This is a genomic window from Paenibacillus montanisoli (assembly GCF_003268025.1).
Lineage (GTDB): Bacteria > Bacillota > Bacilli > Paenibacillales > Paenibacillaceae > Paenibacillus_Z > Paenibacillus_Z montanisoli.
The window spans coordinates 170341-185845 of record NZ_QLUW01000002.1 but is presented as its reverse complement, the minus strand read 5'-3'; the positions used below and the strand labels follow the sequence as shown (position 1 = coordinate 185845).

Sequence of the window (15505 nt, the reverse complement as noted above, 5' to 3'; positions counted from 1 at the left end):
AGAAAAGGGGGACGGCAATTGATTACTTTTCGCGGGGTACACAAGTATTTCGGTACCTTTCATGTCTTGAAAGACATCCATCTTCAGATTGAATCCGGAGAAGTCGTAGTGGTCGTCGGACCTTCCGGGTCCGGTAAAAGCACGATGCTGCGCTGTATCAACCGGCTCGAAACCATTACGGAAGGAACTTTGACGGTTAACGGCTACGACCTGACGGCCAAATCTACGGATATCAATCTGGTGAGAAGAGACATCGGCATGGTGTTTCAGCATTTCAATCTTTATCCGCATATGAAGGTGATCGACAATATCACCTTAGCTCCAATTCATGCGCTTGGGGTGCCGGCGAAAGAAGCGAAGGAAACGGCTATGTTGTATCTGGAGAAAGTAGGGATCCCGGAAAAAGCGGACCGTTATCCATCAGAGCTCTCAGGCGGCCAGCAGCAGCGGGTCGCGATCGCCCGCGGGCTTGCTCTTAAACCGAAGATTATGCTATTCGACGAACCGACCTCAGCGCTGGATCCCGAGATGATCGGAGAGGTACTGGATGTGATGAAGACACTCGCTCGGGAAGGCATGACCATGGTTGTGGTGACGCACGAAATGGGTTTTGCCAAAGAAGTGGCCGATCGAGTGGCGTTTATGGACGAAGGCCGCATCGTTGAACAGGCTGAGCCGCGTCAATTTTTCGAGCAGCCGGCAGCCGAACGCGCGCAGCTGTTTCTCAGCAGGCTCCTTCGTCATTAATGGCGCCATTCATTTTTCACATAGGGAAAAGGAGAGGATTGATCATGGCAAGGAAACGAATAGGCGGGTTAAGCTTCATACTGGCGACGCTGCTGCTGATACTGGCCGCATGCAGCAACAGCGGGAACGGCAGCGGGAATTCCGACAACGGCGCTGCGCAAGAAGGCGTATTGTCCGAAATAAAGGAACGCGGGAAGCTCGTTGCAGGTGTTAAGTTTGACACTAAGCTGTTCGGTCTGAAGGATCCAGGTACGGGGGAAGTGGAAGGCTTCGATATCGACATCGCCAAAGCGCTTGCCAAGAAGCTGTTCGGTGACGAAAGCAAGCTGGAGCTGAAAGAAGTAACGTCCCAGACTCGCATCCCAATGCTGAATAACGGCGAGATCGATATGATCATCGCTACGATGACGATTACGGAGAAACGTAAGGAGGAAGTCGATTTCTCGGATGTGTACTTCAAGGCCGGCCAGTCGCTGCTCGTGAAGAAAGGCAGTCCGATTAAAGGGCTTGAAGACGTAACGAAAGACACGAAGGTGCTTGGCGTGAAAGGGGCCACCTCGATCAAGAATATCGAAGATAAGGTGCCGGGCCTGAAGGTTCAGCAGTATCAGAACTACCAGGAAGCTTTTACGGCGCTGAAAGCCGGCCAAGGAGAAGTGTTGACGACAGATAACGCCATTCTATACGGAATGACCAAGCAAGATCCCAATTACGAATTAGCAGGCGATATCTTCACCGATGAACCGTATGGCATTGCCATGAAAAAGGGTGAGCAAGCCCTGGTCAATTACGTGAACGATTTTCTAGCGGAACTAAAGTCCAGCGGCGAGTACGACAGCATCTATGAGCAATGGATCGGGGAGAAGCCTGCGGCACAGTAGTTCAAGACGATCGGATGGGAGTGGAGGTGCCGTGTCATGATCGATTGGACGATCCTTACCGATAATTGGGAGCTCTATCTCGAAGGGATCCGCAATACGGTATTGGCCAGCTTGCTAGCTCTGGTCGGCAGCTTTGTATTGGGCATCGTGATTGCGGTTTTTCGAATCGCGCCGATCCGAATACTGAATGTCATCGGTGCCGCATATGTGGAATTTTTCCGGAATATCCCGCTGCTGCTAGTCGTATACTTGTTCTTCCTCGGATTGCCGGTGCTGGGGCTTGTTTTTAACGGGTTTATATCGGGAACTCTCGGGCTGATGATTTATACCTCTTCGTATATCGCGGAGGCTATTCGGGCGGGCATACAAGCCGTTCCCATCGGTCAAAAGGAGGCAGCCAGAGCTTCTGGGCTCACCTATATCCAGGCAATGAGGCATGTGGTCTTGCCGCAAGCGCTCAAGATCGTCATTCCGCCGATCTGCAACCAGTTTCTGAATCTCGTGAAGAACTCCTCCATTCTTGGCGTGGTGGCCGGGATGGATTTGATGTATTTCGGGGATATCGTGAACGCCGATACGTATGATACGGTCAGCAGCTATGCGTTTGTGTCTTTATTCTATTTGGTACTGACGATCCCGCTCAGCCTTGCGTCACGAAGCCTTGAACGCAGGCTCGCGCGCAGTGGTTAAGGGGGACGGTTATGGATTTTCTAGGGGCTTATTCGCCTGATAATCTAAAGTTTTTGCTGCAGGGCTTCGGCTTGACGCTTTGGTTGGCGCTGCTGGCGATTGTGTGCAGCTTTATTCTCGGGTGCCTGCTTGGCGTTCTGCGATATGCGAAGATTCCGATCCTTTCACAAGCGGTCGGCCTAATCGTAGAGACGATTTCGTAATCTGCCGCTGCTGCTGCTCATCTTCTTCGCGCGATTCGGTTTACCGGAGCTTGGGATCAGTTTCAGTCCGTTCTGGGCGGCGATCGTCGCATTAACGGCCTTTGAGGCTGCCATGATCTCCGAGATTGTGCGAAGCGGGTTGAACTCGGTGGAGAAAGGGCTGGTCGAAGCTGCGCGTTCTTCCGGGTTAACCAACGTGCAGACGCTGCGGCACATTGTGTTCCCGCTCGGTTTGCGAAGAATGGTTCCGCCGATCGTTTCTCAGTTTATTTCACTGCTGAAGGACACGTCGCTTGCCGTCATCATCTCGCTAGCCGAGCTGATGCACAATGCGAACATCGTCATGGGACCGGATTCGCGGTTCGTGTTCCCGATTCTGTTGTTGGTCGCTGTGCTATACTTCAGTGTAAATTACGCCTTGTCTATCGTGGCTAAACGGTTGGAGGCCCGGCAATCATGATGCAAAAAAAAGAACCCTTTGCAGGGTTCTTTTTTTGTTCTGCCAATCCCCGATTCGCGAGGCGATTAGCTTAATCCGGCTTTGGTTAATCCAAACGCCGCGTCAGCGGAGCCCGGTACATTCTTGAAAGCAACGTTAATACGGTTCCAAGCATTGATCGCCATGACTGAGAAGGTAAGGTCCGAAATCTCTTTTTCAGACAACTGCTCGCGGACACGATTATAAATATCGTCTGAAACACCGTTCTCAGGCAGCTTGGTAAGGATTTCGGTCCATGCCAAAGCAGCTCGTTCACGCGGAGAAAACAGATTGGATTCCCGCCATATGGAAGTATGATAGAGTCGAAGCTCGCTCTCGCCATGAATCTTTGCTTGCTTGATGTGCATATCCAAGCAGAACCCGCACCCGTTCATTTGCGAAGCTCGAATATGAACGAGATGGAGGATCTTCTCTTCGATTGCGCTGTTCTTCTCGGCATTGCTGAGTTCCATCATCTTCTTAACGAACTCCGGGGATTGCGCCATGTAATTTAAACGTTGTGTCATTTCTGTATCTCTCCTTCTGCATCAGCAATTTGTCTTTCGGACATATAACGATGCAGAGATTCATTTTGTGACACATATCCTTATTTGACATTGGATTTAAGCTTGAACGCAACGCTAGCGATAATAAAAAGGAGCGGGATATAGGCAAAGATGAAATAAAAACCTAACTCGTTTATAAATTTATCTAGCGCATCGATCTGTGTTCGTTCTTTGAACGAAAGCGCGACGATGAAAAGGGCTGCCAGTACGAGAGGTAAAGACAGTCGAGGTTTAAGCGCGGCAACTCTTTTCATAATTCTTGTGCAGCACCAAATCGGGATGCAAACCGTCGGGATGATGATCATAAGCCACATAAAAATATAAATATATTCGAATCTTGCGATGAAGGATAACTCGATGATTTTCGACATCGCCAACGTTGGCCAAAGCGTATGTTTCAGCAGTCCCTGACTAAAATACATCAGGGTGATCATCATTAATAACAAGTATTTGATTGTAGTGAAAAGAATGGAAAAATGCGCCCATTTTACGCTTTTTTCGGGTAATTTTAAGAAAGGAAAATAAATGAGCAAAGCTTCAAGTCCGAAGAAAATGAAACAGGAAGACCTCGAGCCTTCAAGCAATTCAATAAAAGAATGATTGAGAACAGGCAACAAGTAATGGAAATTGCCTTGTCGAAACGGTAAGTAAAGCAGAGCGAGCATAGGGATCAGAGCCATGTAAAAAAAGCTGAACCCGGTAACAATCCTGAATCCTCCGGATACGACATAATAAATCATGCCAATTAAGATCCCTGCCAAAGCCCATGTTCTAAAGGTTGGAAAAACCCACACTTGAACGATTTCAATGTATGCGCGGAAGTAAAACAGAGCCATTAAAAAATAGTATCCGACTAATAGCAGTGAAACGGCATTGCCCAAGAATTTGCCGAAAATCGATCGATGGATGTCAATGACGTCTTTAGCCGGATTACCGAGCATCTTATAAACCATCCAGATGATGAGATGCAGGCTCAACCCCGCAAGGATAATCGATATCCATGCGTCTTGACCGGCATCCCCAATGACAAGACTTTGGAAATTCATGATGACGGCGGCAGCTTGGGGAACGCCGATTAAGAAAAAGACAAAGGATCCGGATATCGCGTAATTTTCTTTTACCCGATTCTGCACTAATGCCCAACCCCTGCATTTAAAATAAGAATGTTCGTTTTCACTTCAAAATCCAGATTCGGATAGGTTTTTTCATAAAATTCGTTCTCGCTAAACGTTCTATGCTGCCACCTGTATTGCTCTCCGAAGCCGATCGGATCGACGTTGTTCTTTTGTAACCGGACTAGCAATGTTTTGATTTCCGTTGATAATCGATTTTCGATCTGTTTCTTTACTTCGTGCAGATCGTCTTTGTTCTGAATGTTCATGTTGTTCGGAATTTCTCTAAGCGCGATGGATAATGCAAGGGTTATCGTTGTCTTTCCGTTCTTAGAGATGGCTATTTTGCTCTTTCCGCGCAGAATGGTAAACGAATACATCTCTTTTGGCCCGGTCTTGAAGTCATATTCGCCTGTCAGGGATTTGTCGTTAAGAAACTTTACATACAGCCCTTCTTCGCCCGTTAACCAAAGCTTTAAATCGTCTCCTTTAAAGACGCAGACGCCATCCATATGCAATATGCCCTGATCTTGATTGAGAACGGGCAGATAAACATCCTGGCCTTCCCCATAATACTGATTGACGAAGGAATGATAATTGGTCGCCGGCGTATTCCCATGCTGCATGTTTTGTTCGATAAGCTCCGACAAGTAATAAGGCGGTTTGTTCGAGGTTTCGGATATGATCGAGTTAGCTGATTGTTTGGTGATCACAATAGTTGCATTGCTGCTTTTAATGAATTCACGGTTGATGAGGTCGGCAAGCTCCGGGATGGCTTCTCGAGCGAATTTATCGCTGATGACCATCGTGCGCATTTGTCCCAATTCGACAGGATGAGAAGACTTAGTCGTTAGGGCCGTGAAAACGCCGTACATGATGTTTGACTCCGCGGTTATCGAGGATTCGGATTGCTTCGGGGAAGCTTTGATATAGCTTGGAATAGAAGCGCTCAGCTTATACGTCTCTCCTTCGATGTCTACGCCCAAGCTTTGGATGATATTGATCCTGTCTATGATCCGCTCTTGTACGCAACCGGATACTAGGAAACAGAAGAAGAGAGCTAAGATAGACCGTTTCATTCTTCATTCTCCAATCAACACAGTCTTTATTCATTATTGTAGTCGTCGCCGATATCTTTATTTTTCTGTACCGAATATCTTTTTGTGGAGCGCGGACGCGTCGTAAAAAACCGGTTAGACAGATAGGAGAAGGATGAGCGGATAAAGCTATCGCTGTAACTGTTACTGCGAAAAGGGAACAGGGGTACGATATACGGCGAGCCTAACGATTTTAGACGCAATAAATGGCCGAGAATAAACATTAACCCAAGCATGATGCCAAAACCGCCCCACAAGGATGCCAACACAATCAAGGGAAAACGCAAAAACCGGATCGTGTTGGAGATTTTGAAGATCGGCGTGGTAAAGGAAGCCAGTGCCGAAAGGGACACGATGATGAGCAAAATATTACTGGTTAAACCGGCTGCCACGGCCGCCTGTCCAAGTATGATACCGCCCACAATGCCCAACGTTTGACTGACTTTCGTAGGCAGTCTGGACCCGGCTTCGCGCAGCAGCTCGACGGTGATTTCCAAGAACAAGACTTCAAGCAATGGAGGGAAAGGAACGTTCGTTCTGGATTCGATGATCGGACCTAATAGATCCCTCGGGATGACGGTGTAATGAAAGGTAAGTGTCGCAACATAAATGGACGTAGCCAGAATCGAAAACGCAATTCCAAAATAACGAATGAGCCGAAAGAACGAGCCCATGATCCATGGCAAATAGTAATCTTCGGGAGAAATTAAGAAGCTAAATAAGCTCGTGGGTCCCGTAATAATAGAAGGAGAACCGTCGCATATAATAGCTATTTCCCCGTTTATCAACGCATACATGATTCTGTCCAGACGTTCGCTTGATAAAAATAACGGGAAGGGTGAATTCGAGTTATCGGTTATCAGTTGTTCCAGAAGAGAAGTTTCGAACACCACGTCAAAATCGAGATCCGAGAGCCTCTGCCTTGCCGTATTCACATGCTGATGGTTGGCAATCCCCTCTAAATAAGCGATTACGATTCTCGTTTTTGAAAGAGAACCGACGATGATTTCCTCATAGATAAGTTTTTCGCTTACAAGCCCTCTTCGAAGTAAAGTCATGTTGGTATCAATATTTTCGACAAAACCGACTTTCGGGCCGATGACGCTGTATTCATTTTCGGTATCATTATGATCGCGATGGCCGAGTTGTGGATCCGCGATGTTCACGATAAGTCCTTCATTTAGATGGGGATCCAGTTGAAGAAAGATGGAACCGTGAGTCAAGCTTTGTACAATTTCTTGCAGGTTTGAAGAAACCATGGTTCCTTCCAAGGGAATCAAGGTTTTTATTTCATGCAAATGATTGATTTCGCAATTCGAGATTTGAATATAAGAGAGTAAATCATGGTGCAATTGTTCATGGTTGATAAGCGATTTATAGTAAGTCAGATGAATACGTTTATCTTTGACATGTAGGGTTGTTTGCAGAAAATCGTTTGATTTTATGCTCTCTTTTAGAGCCTGATGCAGATTTTGGAGCATACGACGTACCACCTGTCTAAGAAAAATAACTCGTCTTATTATGGTTCCGGACGTCGAAGTTATACCCTATATTTTACATGACAAAATGTCGAAATTGATGTCACAGATGAGCCTTGTCGATCGTTTACTTAATGATCATCGTAACAAGAAGGGGTTCCATTTATGATAAAAGCAGCTCAGTATACATCGATTTTCGTTGGCATTTTGTTGTTCATACTCGTTTTTGCCATGGTTCCCGCCGTTCTGCAGCCAAGCCCCATGGACGGTTCACTGCAATTCTATTGGTGGGAGGGCCTTTCACGTCTCGGCAGTTATTTCGATGGTCTCGCAAACGGCCAATCGTTCTTGTATTTGGCCGGCAAAACCGAGCACTCGTTCATGGAGCAAATCGGAAGCAGCTTTGCCGTTACGTTCTCTTACGTGATCATCGGTGCTTCCATCGGCATGACGATCGGCATGTTGCTAGGCGTCTATTTTGCGGTTACTCGCGCGCGTTGGCTGAAGAGCCTGCTGGAACTGTTGGGCGTGCTGCCGGATTTCGTCATCGTTCTGCTCTTGCAGTTTCTGATCGTCATCATTGCGGACGAAACCGGACTCGTCGTCTTCCAGATCGCGAGCTTCTCGACGGATGATCCGGCTGTCGCGCTTCCGTTGATCTCGTCCGTCATCATTCCGGCCATCTATATGATCCGCAACGTCGCGCTGCACATGAGCCAAGCGTTGACGGAAGATTATATCAGCTTCGCAAAAGCCCGGGGGCTTGGAAAACGCTACATTATTTTCTATCATGCGCTGCCCAACGTGCTGCCCTTCGTCAAAGCGGATTTGCATAAGTTCATGGGAATCCTGTTCGGGAATTTATTCATTTTTGAATATTTATATCATTTGAACGGCGTGACGTTGCTCGTATTCTCCAACGCCTATGCGTTCGAAGGCTACCAGTATAACTTGGTCGTGAACGGCATTTTCACGCTGCTGCTGCTTTATGCCATTGTATTTACCTTATTGAGAGCATTGATTTTCGGCTGGGAGAAGGTGTTCACGCGATGAATAAAATATTGACGGCTGGCTTGATTATCACGCTTTTGATGATGGTTGCTGCTTTCTTCGGTCAATTTGTCGCTCCCCATGGTCTAAGCGAGCATGTCGAGGTCGATTACCAGATCGACGAGAATGGCGATAGCGTGCTTCTTGCTCCGCCATATCCACCGTCTGCAAGCAATCCATTCGGAACGGACAAATACGGGTACGATTTAATGGCTAAGCTAATCGCCGGAGGGAAGTATACCATTATCGCAACAATTTCGGTTGCCGTAGTCCGGATCGTGATCGGAGGCGCGATTGGTCTGCTGCTTGGCTATCTGAGCAAAAGCAAGCCGTCGCGGGCAGACCGCCTCCCCATATGGAACGCATTAAACGGCATCCCGACCTTAATCATCGTTTGGATGATCATGATCGGCATTTCCATGAATCCTGAGGCTTCTCCTTTTAAGTTGGCACTCATTCTTTCCGTCGTAGCGGCGCTTGTCGGAATTCCGACGGTCGCATCGACGGTGAAGGAGAAAACGATTGTACTTCGAGACAAGCAATTCGTGCTTTCTTCGAAGTCGATCGGAGCAAGCCATTGGACGATTATCCGGAGGCATCTCATTCCGCACTTGCAGGAAAGCTTCCTTATCCTGTTCGTGCAAGAGATCGTATTGATCCTGGGCTTGTTCGGACAGCTGGCGATTTTCAATATATTCGTGGGGGGAACGTTAGTGTACAACAACCCGTGGCCAGAGCCGCCCGAATATGTGAGCCGCACGAACGAATGGAGCGGACTAATCGGGCAAGCCCTCAGCAATTTGGTCAATCACCAATGGCTGCTGTTCATTCCGCTGCTCGTCTATACCGTGTTCATTCTCGGGTTCCACATGATCTCGCTTGGGCTAGAGTCGATGTTCAAGCGGAGGTTTTCCAAGTTCTCGCATATCTAACCGATGTCACAGATAGCGATCGCTAATTGTCTTTATAGTGTACATGCCCTGATTTATAAAACTAGGAGGAATGAACATGAAAATTACCGTTATTGGCGGCAGCGGGCTTATCGGAAAAAAACTTGTAAACAACCTGCGTCAGCTTGGTCATGAGGTAGTGGCAGCATCCCCATCTTTGGGCGTCAATAGCATTACCGGTGAAGGTTTAGCTGAAGCCATTCGCGGCGCGCAGGTTGTCGTTGATGTGACAAGCCCGCCTTCGTTTGAAGATCAGGCGGTTATGGAGTTCTTCGAGACATCGACTCGTAATCTCCTTGCTGCGGAAGCAGCCGCTGGAGTTAATCATCACGTTGCACTATCGGTCGTCGGTACTGACCGCCTTCTCCAAAGCGGTTATTTCCGCGCGAAAATGGCGCAAGAAGAGCTAATCAAGTCTTCCAAGATTCCTTACACGATCGTCCGCGCGACGCAGTTCTTCGAGTTTGTCGGCAGCATCGCCTATGTGGCTACTGAAGGGGATACCGTACGGTTGCCTTCCGCGCTCACGCAGCCAATGGCTGCGGATGATGTAGCTGCAGCGGTGGCCGACTGCACAATCGGGGAACCAGTGAATGGCATGGTCGAGGTGGCTGGTCCAGATCAGATCCGCCTCGACGAACTCGCTCGACATTTCTTAAGCGCAACGGGGGACAAGCGCCAAGTGGTCACCGACGAAAACGCGCTCTACTTCGCTTCAGTAGCGGTGAATGATCAATCTCTCGTTCCAAGCGATGGCGACGCACGCGTTACCTCAACTCGCTTTGAGGATTGGCTCGGTCAGTCCGTAAAGCAGGTATAAATAATGAGCTAAAGCGATACACTCCGTGAAAAGAGAGGGGAACCGGCGTTGTGGGAACCCTTTCTTTTTTAAATTAACTTTAAAAAAATAAGTGTTGTGTTTTTTGAACCGCGGGTGTATATTTCAATTATCTTAAATTTAAGATTTATAAATTTGAAATAGCTTAATAGATGCGATTAGAACATGTTAAAGCTCCACAAAATAAACTAATTTATCAAAGGAGGCTGTCGGTCATGACAAAACAAACAGCAGGAATTCATCACATCACCGCATTTGTAAGAAACGCACAGGCAACTGCCGATTATTACGCCGGTGTTTTGGGACTGCGTCTTGTGAAAAAGACGATTAACTTCGATGCTCCGGAAGTGTACCACTTGTATTTCGGTAATGAAGTAGGAAGTCCGGGTACGGCAATTACGTTCTTCCCGTTTGAAAACGGCAGAAAAGGGCTTATCGGCGGCGGACAAGTTGGATTTTCGACATTTGTGGTGCCTCAAGATGCTCTGCCATTTTGGGAAGAGAGATTAACCAAATTCTCGATTTCATTTGAGCGTATCCAACGATTCGAGGAAACCTATCTTCAATTCAAAGATCGTGACGGATTACAGCTGGAGATCGTAGCGCGCGAACAAGGCCCGAATAGCAAGTGGTCCTTCGGTGGAGTACCGGCCGATAAAGCCATCAAAGGCTTTGGCGGAGCTGTGCTATATAGCATGGCGCCGGAAAAAACAATGCGCACTTTAGAGCATGTCTTGGGGCTTGAACGAATGGGTGAAGATCAAGGCTTGGTCCGCTTTAGAGCGCCAGGAGAGCTTGGCAACTTAGTCGATGTCAATGCTGCGGTCATGGACAGGGGTCACGGCGGTTCCGGCACCGTACACCATATCGCATGGCGGACCAAAGATACTGAAGATCAGGAGAATTGGAGAAGTTTCGTGACCGAGCAAGGGTTTCAACCGACCCCAATTGCCGATCGGCAATACTTCACCGCCATTTACTTCAGGGAAGCCGGGGGGATTTTGTTTGAAATTGCAACGGACTCTCCAGGATTTGAGCGTGATGAGCCGTTTGAATCATTGGGCGGGAAACTCATGCTGCCGAATTGGTTCGAACCTAATCGGGAACAAATCAAGCAAGGCTTGCCGCCGCTTGAAATCCGCGTATTGGAGGAAGATTTATGATGAAGCATATTTTCCAGAAAGGAAGCGACCCGGCAGCGCCAACATTGCTGCTTCTTCACGGAACCGGCGGAACGGAAGAAGATCTGCTGCCTCTTGCTGCGCGAATGGATGCTTCCGCCTCTGTTCTGAGCGTTCGGGGCAATATACTTGAAAACGGCATGCCGAGATTCTTCAGAAGATTGGCCGAAGGCGTATTTGATGAAGCGGATTTGATAGTCAGAACGCATGAGCTGCATGAATTTGTTGACAAAGCTTCAACCGAATATGAATTTGATCGAGATAATGTGATTGCCATCGGTTACTCCAACGGCGCCAACATTGCCGGAAGTTTATTGTTTCACATTCAACATTCGCTTAGGGGAGCCATTCTGCATCATCCGATGGTTCCTCGCCGGGGCATCGAGCTTCCGAAATTAATGGCAACACCGATTTTTATCGGTGCCGGGCGCAATGATCCCATCTGTTCTCCTCAGGAAACGGAAGAACTGGCAGAGCTGCTCCAAGGAGCAGGAGCTTCAGTCACTTTACACTGGGAATACAACGGTCATAAATTAACGGGAACAGAAATGAAGGCAGCGGCTGATTGGTATAACGAGCACATTAAAAAATAAGGAGGACAGGGGAATGATCGTTATCGATCCAGCGAACCAAACCGATCGGGAAAACTATAAATTACTAATCGGCAGCATTGTTCCCAGACCAATCGCTCTTGTTACTTCGCTTTCGAAAGATGGCGTATTGAATGCCGCTCCTTTCAGTTACTTTTCTATTGTAGCCAGCCAACCGCCTATGATCTCCATATCGGTTCAACGCAAACAGGGTGTCATGAAAGATACGGCAAGAAATGCGAATGACGCCGGGGCATTCGTGGTTCATATCGTGGATGAGTCCAATGTTCGAGCAGCGAATCAAGCAGCGGCCAGCTTGCCGCCGAATGTAAGCGAGCTTGAAAGCGCAGGACTTACCCCCGTAGCTAGCGATGCTATCACCGTTCCGGGCATCATGGAAGCGAAGATCAGAATGGAATGCGTGCTTGAACGATCGATCAGTCTCGGCGGGAATGAGAAAGAAGCGGCTTGCGATTTGTTGATCGGACGCGTCGTTCGTTTTCATTTCGCGGATGAAATCTTTGACAAGGGCCACATTTTAGCTGATAAGCTGAACCCGGTTAGCCGCATGGCAGGCAATCATTACGCTGCATTAGGAGAGCAGTTTTCCTTAGACCGACCGCTGTAAAGCACCTCTTGGAGCCGGCGACAGCAGCTCCTTTTTTTCGTTCCGCTATAACTATCATAGAGAGAAAATAGATAAGAGTGGATGTGAATAAATGCAAGAGATGTATACCCAATATAAAGGATTGTTGTTTAAGCTTGCTTATCAGCTTACCGGCTCCGTTTCCGATGCGGAGGATGTCGTTCAGGATGTTTTTCTGAAAATCTATGATGTACCTCCGGAGAAGCTTGCCGAGCCCAAAGCCTATCTATGCAAAATGGTCACGAATCGTTGCCGGGACTTGCAAAAAGCGGCTCGCAAGAAGCGGGAGCAATATTACGGGGAATGGCTTCCTGAGCCATTTATCAGCCATTATACCGATTCGATGGATGCCGTTGTAAACGATGATCTCTTGTCTTATGCCATGCTCGTTCTATTGGAGCGGCTGTCGTCCTCTGAACGGGTTGTCTTCGTTCTTCGCGAGGCGCTCGGCTTTGAATATCAAGAGATTGCCCGGTTTACGGAGAAAAGCGAAGTCAATTGCCGTAAGCTATTCAGCCGCGCTAGTTCAAAGATGGGACTTGACGCCGAAGAGATCGTTCATACCGAAACAGCCAGCCAAGAGTGGGTTCGGGGCTTTTTAGAAGCGCTTAAACAAGGGAATATGGATCAAATCTTATCGTTGCTTGATCCAAATGTTGTATCGGTCTCGGATGGGGGAGGCAAAGTGCCTGCCGCCGTGGATCCCATCGAGAAGCGAGATGCAGTTGCGCGCTTTCTTCTCGGTCCGGTTCGTAATTTGGCTACGATTAATGGCGCTGTGATGATCGAAATGGTGCAATTGAACGGGCAACCGAGTTTGATTATTCGTTCCAGCGAGGGGATTCATACGGTAGGGATGCTGCATGTCGAGGGCAACCGAATTCTCAACCTTTACTTTGTCAGAAACCCAGATAAACTCAAGCATGTAAATGGATAGATACCGCAAAGATAACAGGCTGCCGACTCGATCGGCAGCCTGTTCTGCATTCTCATAAAGAAAGAAAAGGAAATATAGTAGCGCGAATGGAATTAATACTAGAAGCCGATTGTTAGAAGGAGGAAGTAAATGAGTAACCCTATTGTAAGAACAGGCGAGGCACTAATCCGTGAAATCAACGAAACCCGTGTTCCTTATGGCATGCTTGCCATCTGGTTTCTCGGGCAGGTCAGCGTCGTCGTTAAAGGGGGCGATACGATCGTTTATATTGATCCGTATCTGGCCAATGCCCCATATCGGCGATTTGAGCCGCCTTTCCGGCCGGAGCAGGCGGCAAACGCCGATTGCGTGCTGATCACTCACGAGCATATCGATCATCTGGATCCGGATACGATTCCATGGATGGCGAAGATCAACAGCGATACGGTGTTCATGGCGCCAGGGCATTGCCTCGACGCTCTCGCCGAATACGGAGTGCCTTCGGAACGGCGCAAGCATGCAAAGACAGGCGAATGGCAGGAGCTGAAAGGGTTTCGCTGCAAGCCGATTCCTGCGGCGCATGAAGAGCTGGAGTATGATCCGGAGCTCGACCACCGGTTCGTCGGCTATGTGCTTAACCTGAACGGAGTGACGTTCTATCATGCGGGCGATACGACGATTTATCCAGGACTGATCGAGGCCGTGAAAGCAGAAAACGTCGACTGCGCGCTTTTGCCGATTAACGGCCGCGATCCTTTCCGGCTAGCTCGTAATATTGTCGGCAACATGAACTTCCGTGAAGCTGCCGAGTTTGCGGTCGCAGCCGGCATTGATACGGTCATTCCGGCGCATTACGACATGTTCGACGGCAACACGGAGCACCCAGGCCATTTCATCGATTATTTGTACGAGAATTACCCAACGCAGAAAAGCCATGTCATGGCGCGATTCGAAAGGTACGTGTACATATCCGGCCGCGCGCTGAAATAGTGAATAAAGAAAAAGATAGTAAAAATTAATAGTGGAGGCGGTTACGAAGTGAAGGCGATTGTCAATTACGAAGCCGGACCCGGTAGAGTCGAAGTCCGTGAAGTGCCGGTCCCTGAATTGGGACCGAAAGATGTGTTGATTCGCGTGCAAGCCGCCGGCGTATGCGGCAGCGACTTACATATGTACCATGATTCCCAAGGCTTCCCGGTCAAACGGCCGGTTACGCTTGGTCATGAATATGCCGGCGTGGTCGAAAAAGTCGGCTCGCTCGTAACCGCATTCAAAGCAGGGGATCGCGTTGTCAGCGAAACGCCGGCCTACATTTGCGAAACCTGCATTTACTGCCGTACCGGCCAATACAATCTATGCCCGACACGCAGAGGCTTCGGCGTGCTGGAAGACGGCGCTATGGCCCAATTCGTCAAAACGAGAGAAGCGATCGTGCACCATGTACCGGACGGCATTCCGTTCGAGATGGCTGCGCTAACGGAGCCGGCATGCGTTGCCTATAACGCCGTATCTCATCATTCGCGCATTCGCCCAGGCGATTATGTTGTCGTATTCGGTCCTGGCCCAATCGGACTCATGTGCGTGCAGATCGCCAAGCTATTTTCTCCGGGACGCCTTACGGTTGTCGGTACAGCCCGCGACAAGAAGCGTCTTGAGGTCGCGTTGCAATTCGGCGCAGATGAAGTCATCGAAGCCGAAGGCAGAGACGTTGTAAGCGAACTGCTCTCGTACGGCGACGGATTTGGACCCGATCTCATCCTTGACGCGGTAGGCGTATCCGCTACATTGAAGCAAAGCATAGATGCCGTTCGACCGAACGGACAAATTACGAAGATCGGCTGGGGTCCGGCACCTGTCGGATTTTCGCTCGATCCGTTAATTCAGAAAGCGGCCCGTTTGCAAGGTTCCTTCAGCCATAACTATCCGATGTGGGAAAAAGTGCTTCTGATGATGGCAAAAGGTGAAATCAACCCGCTGCCGATGGCCAAATGTTATGGCATCGACGATTGGAAAGCGGCTTTTGACGAGATGGATTCTTTACAGCACGCCAAATCTATCATTTTACCTCAACAATCATAGAGA

Annotated in this window: 16 protein-coding genes and 1 pseudogene; 13 read left to right on the top strand and 4 right to left on the bottom strand. The window is 48.6% G+C overall.

Annotated elements, in window-relative coordinates; translation table 11 throughout:
* The first annotated feature begins 18 nt into the window (after positions 1-18).
* The 4 genes and pseudogenes from DL346_RS10110 to DL346_RS10095 all read left to right on the top strand — a co-directional run bounded on the left by DL346_RS10110 (position 19) and on the right by DL346_RS10095 (position 2981).
* Positions 19-747, top strand: coding sequence for an amino acid ABC transporter ATP-binding protein (locus DL346_RS10110; protein WP_112882015.1), 729 nt, complete (start codon positions 19-21; stop codon positions 745-747).
* 44 nt (positions 748-791) lie between these two features.
* On the top strand, positions 792-1628 hold the full coding sequence (locus DL346_RS10105) for a transporter substrate-binding domain-containing protein (RefSeq protein ID WP_112882014.1): 837 nt from the start codon (positions 792-794) through the stop codon (positions 1626-1628).
* 36 nt (positions 1629-1664) lie between these two features.
* The gene (locus tag DL346_RS10100) at positions 1665-2318 is read left to right on the top strand and encodes an amino acid ABC transporter permease (RefSeq protein WP_112882013.1); all 654 of its coding nucleotides are present in this window, start codon (positions 1665-1667) and stop codon (positions 2316-2318) included.
* 11 nt (positions 2319-2329) lie between these two features.
* Positions 2330-2981 (top strand): annotated as a pseudogene (locus tag DL346_RS10095) (amino acid ABC transporter permease).
* Positions 2982-3046: 65 nt separating this feature from the next.
* On the opposite strand, the gene DL346_RS10090 reads toward DL346_RS10095, so the two are convergent.
* The 4 genes from DL346_RS10090 to DL346_RS10075 form a co-directional block, all read right to left on the bottom strand.
* Positions 3047-3526: a carboxymuconolactone decarboxylase family protein gene (locus DL346_RS10090; protein WP_112882012.1), complete on the bottom strand. Its 480-nt coding sequence runs from the start codon at positions 3524-3526 to the stop codon at positions 3047-3049.
* An 80-nt stretch (positions 3527-3606) separates the two neighbouring features.
* Positions 3607-4698: a GerAB/ArcD/ProY family transporter gene (locus DL346_RS10085; protein ID WP_112882011.1), complete on the bottom strand. Its 1092-nt coding sequence runs from the start codon at positions 4696-4698 to the stop codon at positions 3607-3609.
* A complete protein-coding gene (locus DL346_RS10080) occupies positions 4698-5756 on the bottom strand; it encodes a Ger(x)C family spore germination protein (protein WP_112882010.1) in 1059 nt (352 codons plus the stop codon). The genes DL346_RS10085 and DL346_RS10080 overlap by 1 nt, the downstream gene beginning before the upstream one ends.
* Positions 5757-5782: 26 nt before the next feature.
* The gene (locus DL346_RS10075; protein ID WP_112882009.1) at positions 5783-7255 is read right to left on the bottom strand and encodes a spore germination protein; all 1473 of its coding nucleotides are present in this window, start codon (positions 7253-7255) and stop codon (positions 5783-5785) included.
* A 162-nt stretch (positions 7256-7417) separates the two neighbouring features.
* Between DL346_RS10075 and DL346_RS10070 the strand changes: the two genes are divergently transcribed.
* From DL346_RS10070 to DL346_RS10030, 9 genes are all read left to right on the top strand, one after another.
* Positions 7418-8305 (top strand): ABC transporter permease subunit, encoded by an 888-nt coding sequence (locus DL346_RS10070; RefSeq protein ID WP_112882008.1) that lies wholly within the window; start codon positions 7418-7420, stop codon positions 8303-8305.
* Positions 8302-9234, top strand: a complete 933-nt coding sequence (locus DL346_RS10065) for an ABC transporter permease (RefSeq protein ID WP_112882007.1) — start codon at positions 8302-8304, stop codon at positions 9232-9234. Before DL346_RS10070 ends, DL346_RS10065 begins: the two co-directional genes overlap by 4 nt.
* 76 nt (positions 9235-9310) lie before the next feature.
* Complete coding sequence (locus tag DL346_RS10060; RefSeq protein ID WP_112882006.1) at positions 9311-10072, top strand: SDR family oxidoreductase; 762 nt, start codon at positions 9311-9313, stop codon at positions 10070-10072.
* Between the two features lie 233 nt (positions 10073-10305).
* Positions 10306-11253, top strand: coding sequence for a ring-cleaving dioxygenase (locus tag DL346_RS10055; RefSeq protein WP_112882005.1), 948 nt, complete (start codon positions 10306-10308; stop codon positions 11251-11253).
* Positions 11253-11864 (top strand): alpha/beta hydrolase, encoded by a 612-nt coding sequence (locus tag DL346_RS10050; protein ID WP_112883050.1) that lies wholly within the window; start codon positions 11253-11255, stop codon positions 11862-11864. The genes DL346_RS10055 and DL346_RS10050 overlap by 1 nt, the downstream gene beginning before the upstream one ends.
* A gap of 13 nt (positions 11865-11877) precedes the next feature.
* Positions 11878-12489: a flavin reductase family protein gene (locus DL346_RS10045; RefSeq protein ID WP_112882004.1), complete on the top strand. Its 612-nt coding sequence runs from the start codon at positions 11878-11880 to the stop codon at positions 12487-12489.
* 91 nt (positions 12490-12580) lie between these two features.
* Positions 12581-13444 carry an RNA polymerase sigma factor SigJ gene (gene sigJ, locus DL346_RS10040; RefSeq protein WP_112882003.1) on the top strand — a complete coding sequence of 288 codons (864 nt, stop codon included), beginning with the start codon at positions 12581-12583 and terminating at the stop codon, positions 13442-13444.
* A gap of 129 nt (positions 13445-13573) precedes the next feature.
* Positions 13574-14413, top strand: coding sequence for an MBL fold metallo-hydrolase (locus DL346_RS10035; protein ID WP_112882002.1), 840 nt, complete (start codon positions 13574-13576; stop codon positions 14411-14413).
* A 48-nt stretch (positions 14414-14461) separates the two neighbouring features.
* Entirely contained in the window at positions 14462-15502 is a 1041-nt protein-coding gene (locus DL346_RS10030) for a zinc-binding dehydrogenase (RefSeq protein WP_112882001.1), read from the top strand.
* Positions 15503-15505: the final 3 nt, after the last annotated feature.

Bases quoted from the DNA above. Each gene is read 5' to 3' on its own strand.
- DL346_RS10105 (WP_112882014.1), top strand. From the start codon at position 792: ATGGCAAGGAAACGAATAGGCGGGTTAAGCTTCATACTGGCGACGCTG.
- DL346_RS10080 (WP_112882010.1), bottom strand. From the start codon at position 5,756: ATGAAACGGTCTATCTTAGCTCTCTTCTTCTGTTTCCTAGTATCCGGT.
- DL346_RS10100 (WP_112882013.1), top strand. From the start codon at position 1,665: ATGATCGATTGGACGATCCTTACCGATAATTGGGAGCTCTATCTCGAA.
- DL346_RS10065 (WP_112882007.1), top strand. From the start codon at position 8,302: ATGAATAAAATATTGACGGCTGGCTTGATTATCACGCTTTTGATGATG.
- DL346_RS10035 (WP_112882002.1), top strand. From the start codon at position 13,574: ATGAGTAACCCTATTGTAAGAACAGGCGAGGCACTAATCCGTGAAATC.
- DL346_RS10055 (WP_112882005.1), top strand. From the start codon at position 10,306: ATGACAAAACAAACAGCAGGAATTCATCACATCACCGCATTTGTAAGA.
- DL346_RS10060 (WP_112882006.1), top strand. From the start codon at position 9,311: ATGAAAATTACCGTTATTGGCGGCAGCGGGCTTATCGGAAAAAAACTT.
- DL346_RS10090 (WP_112882012.1), bottom strand. From the start codon at position 3,526: ATGACACAACGTTTAAATTACATGGCGCAATCCCCGGAGTTCGTTAAG.
- DL346_RS10045 (WP_112882004.1), top strand. From the start codon at position 11,878: ATGATCGTTATCGATCCAGCGAACCAAACCGATCGGGAAAACTATAAA.
- DL346_RS10075 (WP_112882009.1), bottom strand. From the start codon at position 7,255: ATGCTCCAAAATCTGCATCAGGCTCTAAAAGAGAGCATAAAATCAAAC.
- DL346_RS10070 (WP_112882008.1), top strand. From the start codon at position 7,418: ATGATAAAAGCAGCTCAGTATACATCGATTTTCGTTGGCATTTTGTTG.
- DL346_RS10050 (WP_112883050.1), top strand. From the start codon at position 11,253: ATGAAGCATATTTTCCAGAAAGGAAGCGACCCGGCAGCGCCAACATTG.
- sigJ (WP_112882003.1), top strand. From the start codon at position 12,581: ATGCAAGAGATGTATACCCAATATAAAGGATTGTTGTTTAAGCTTGCT.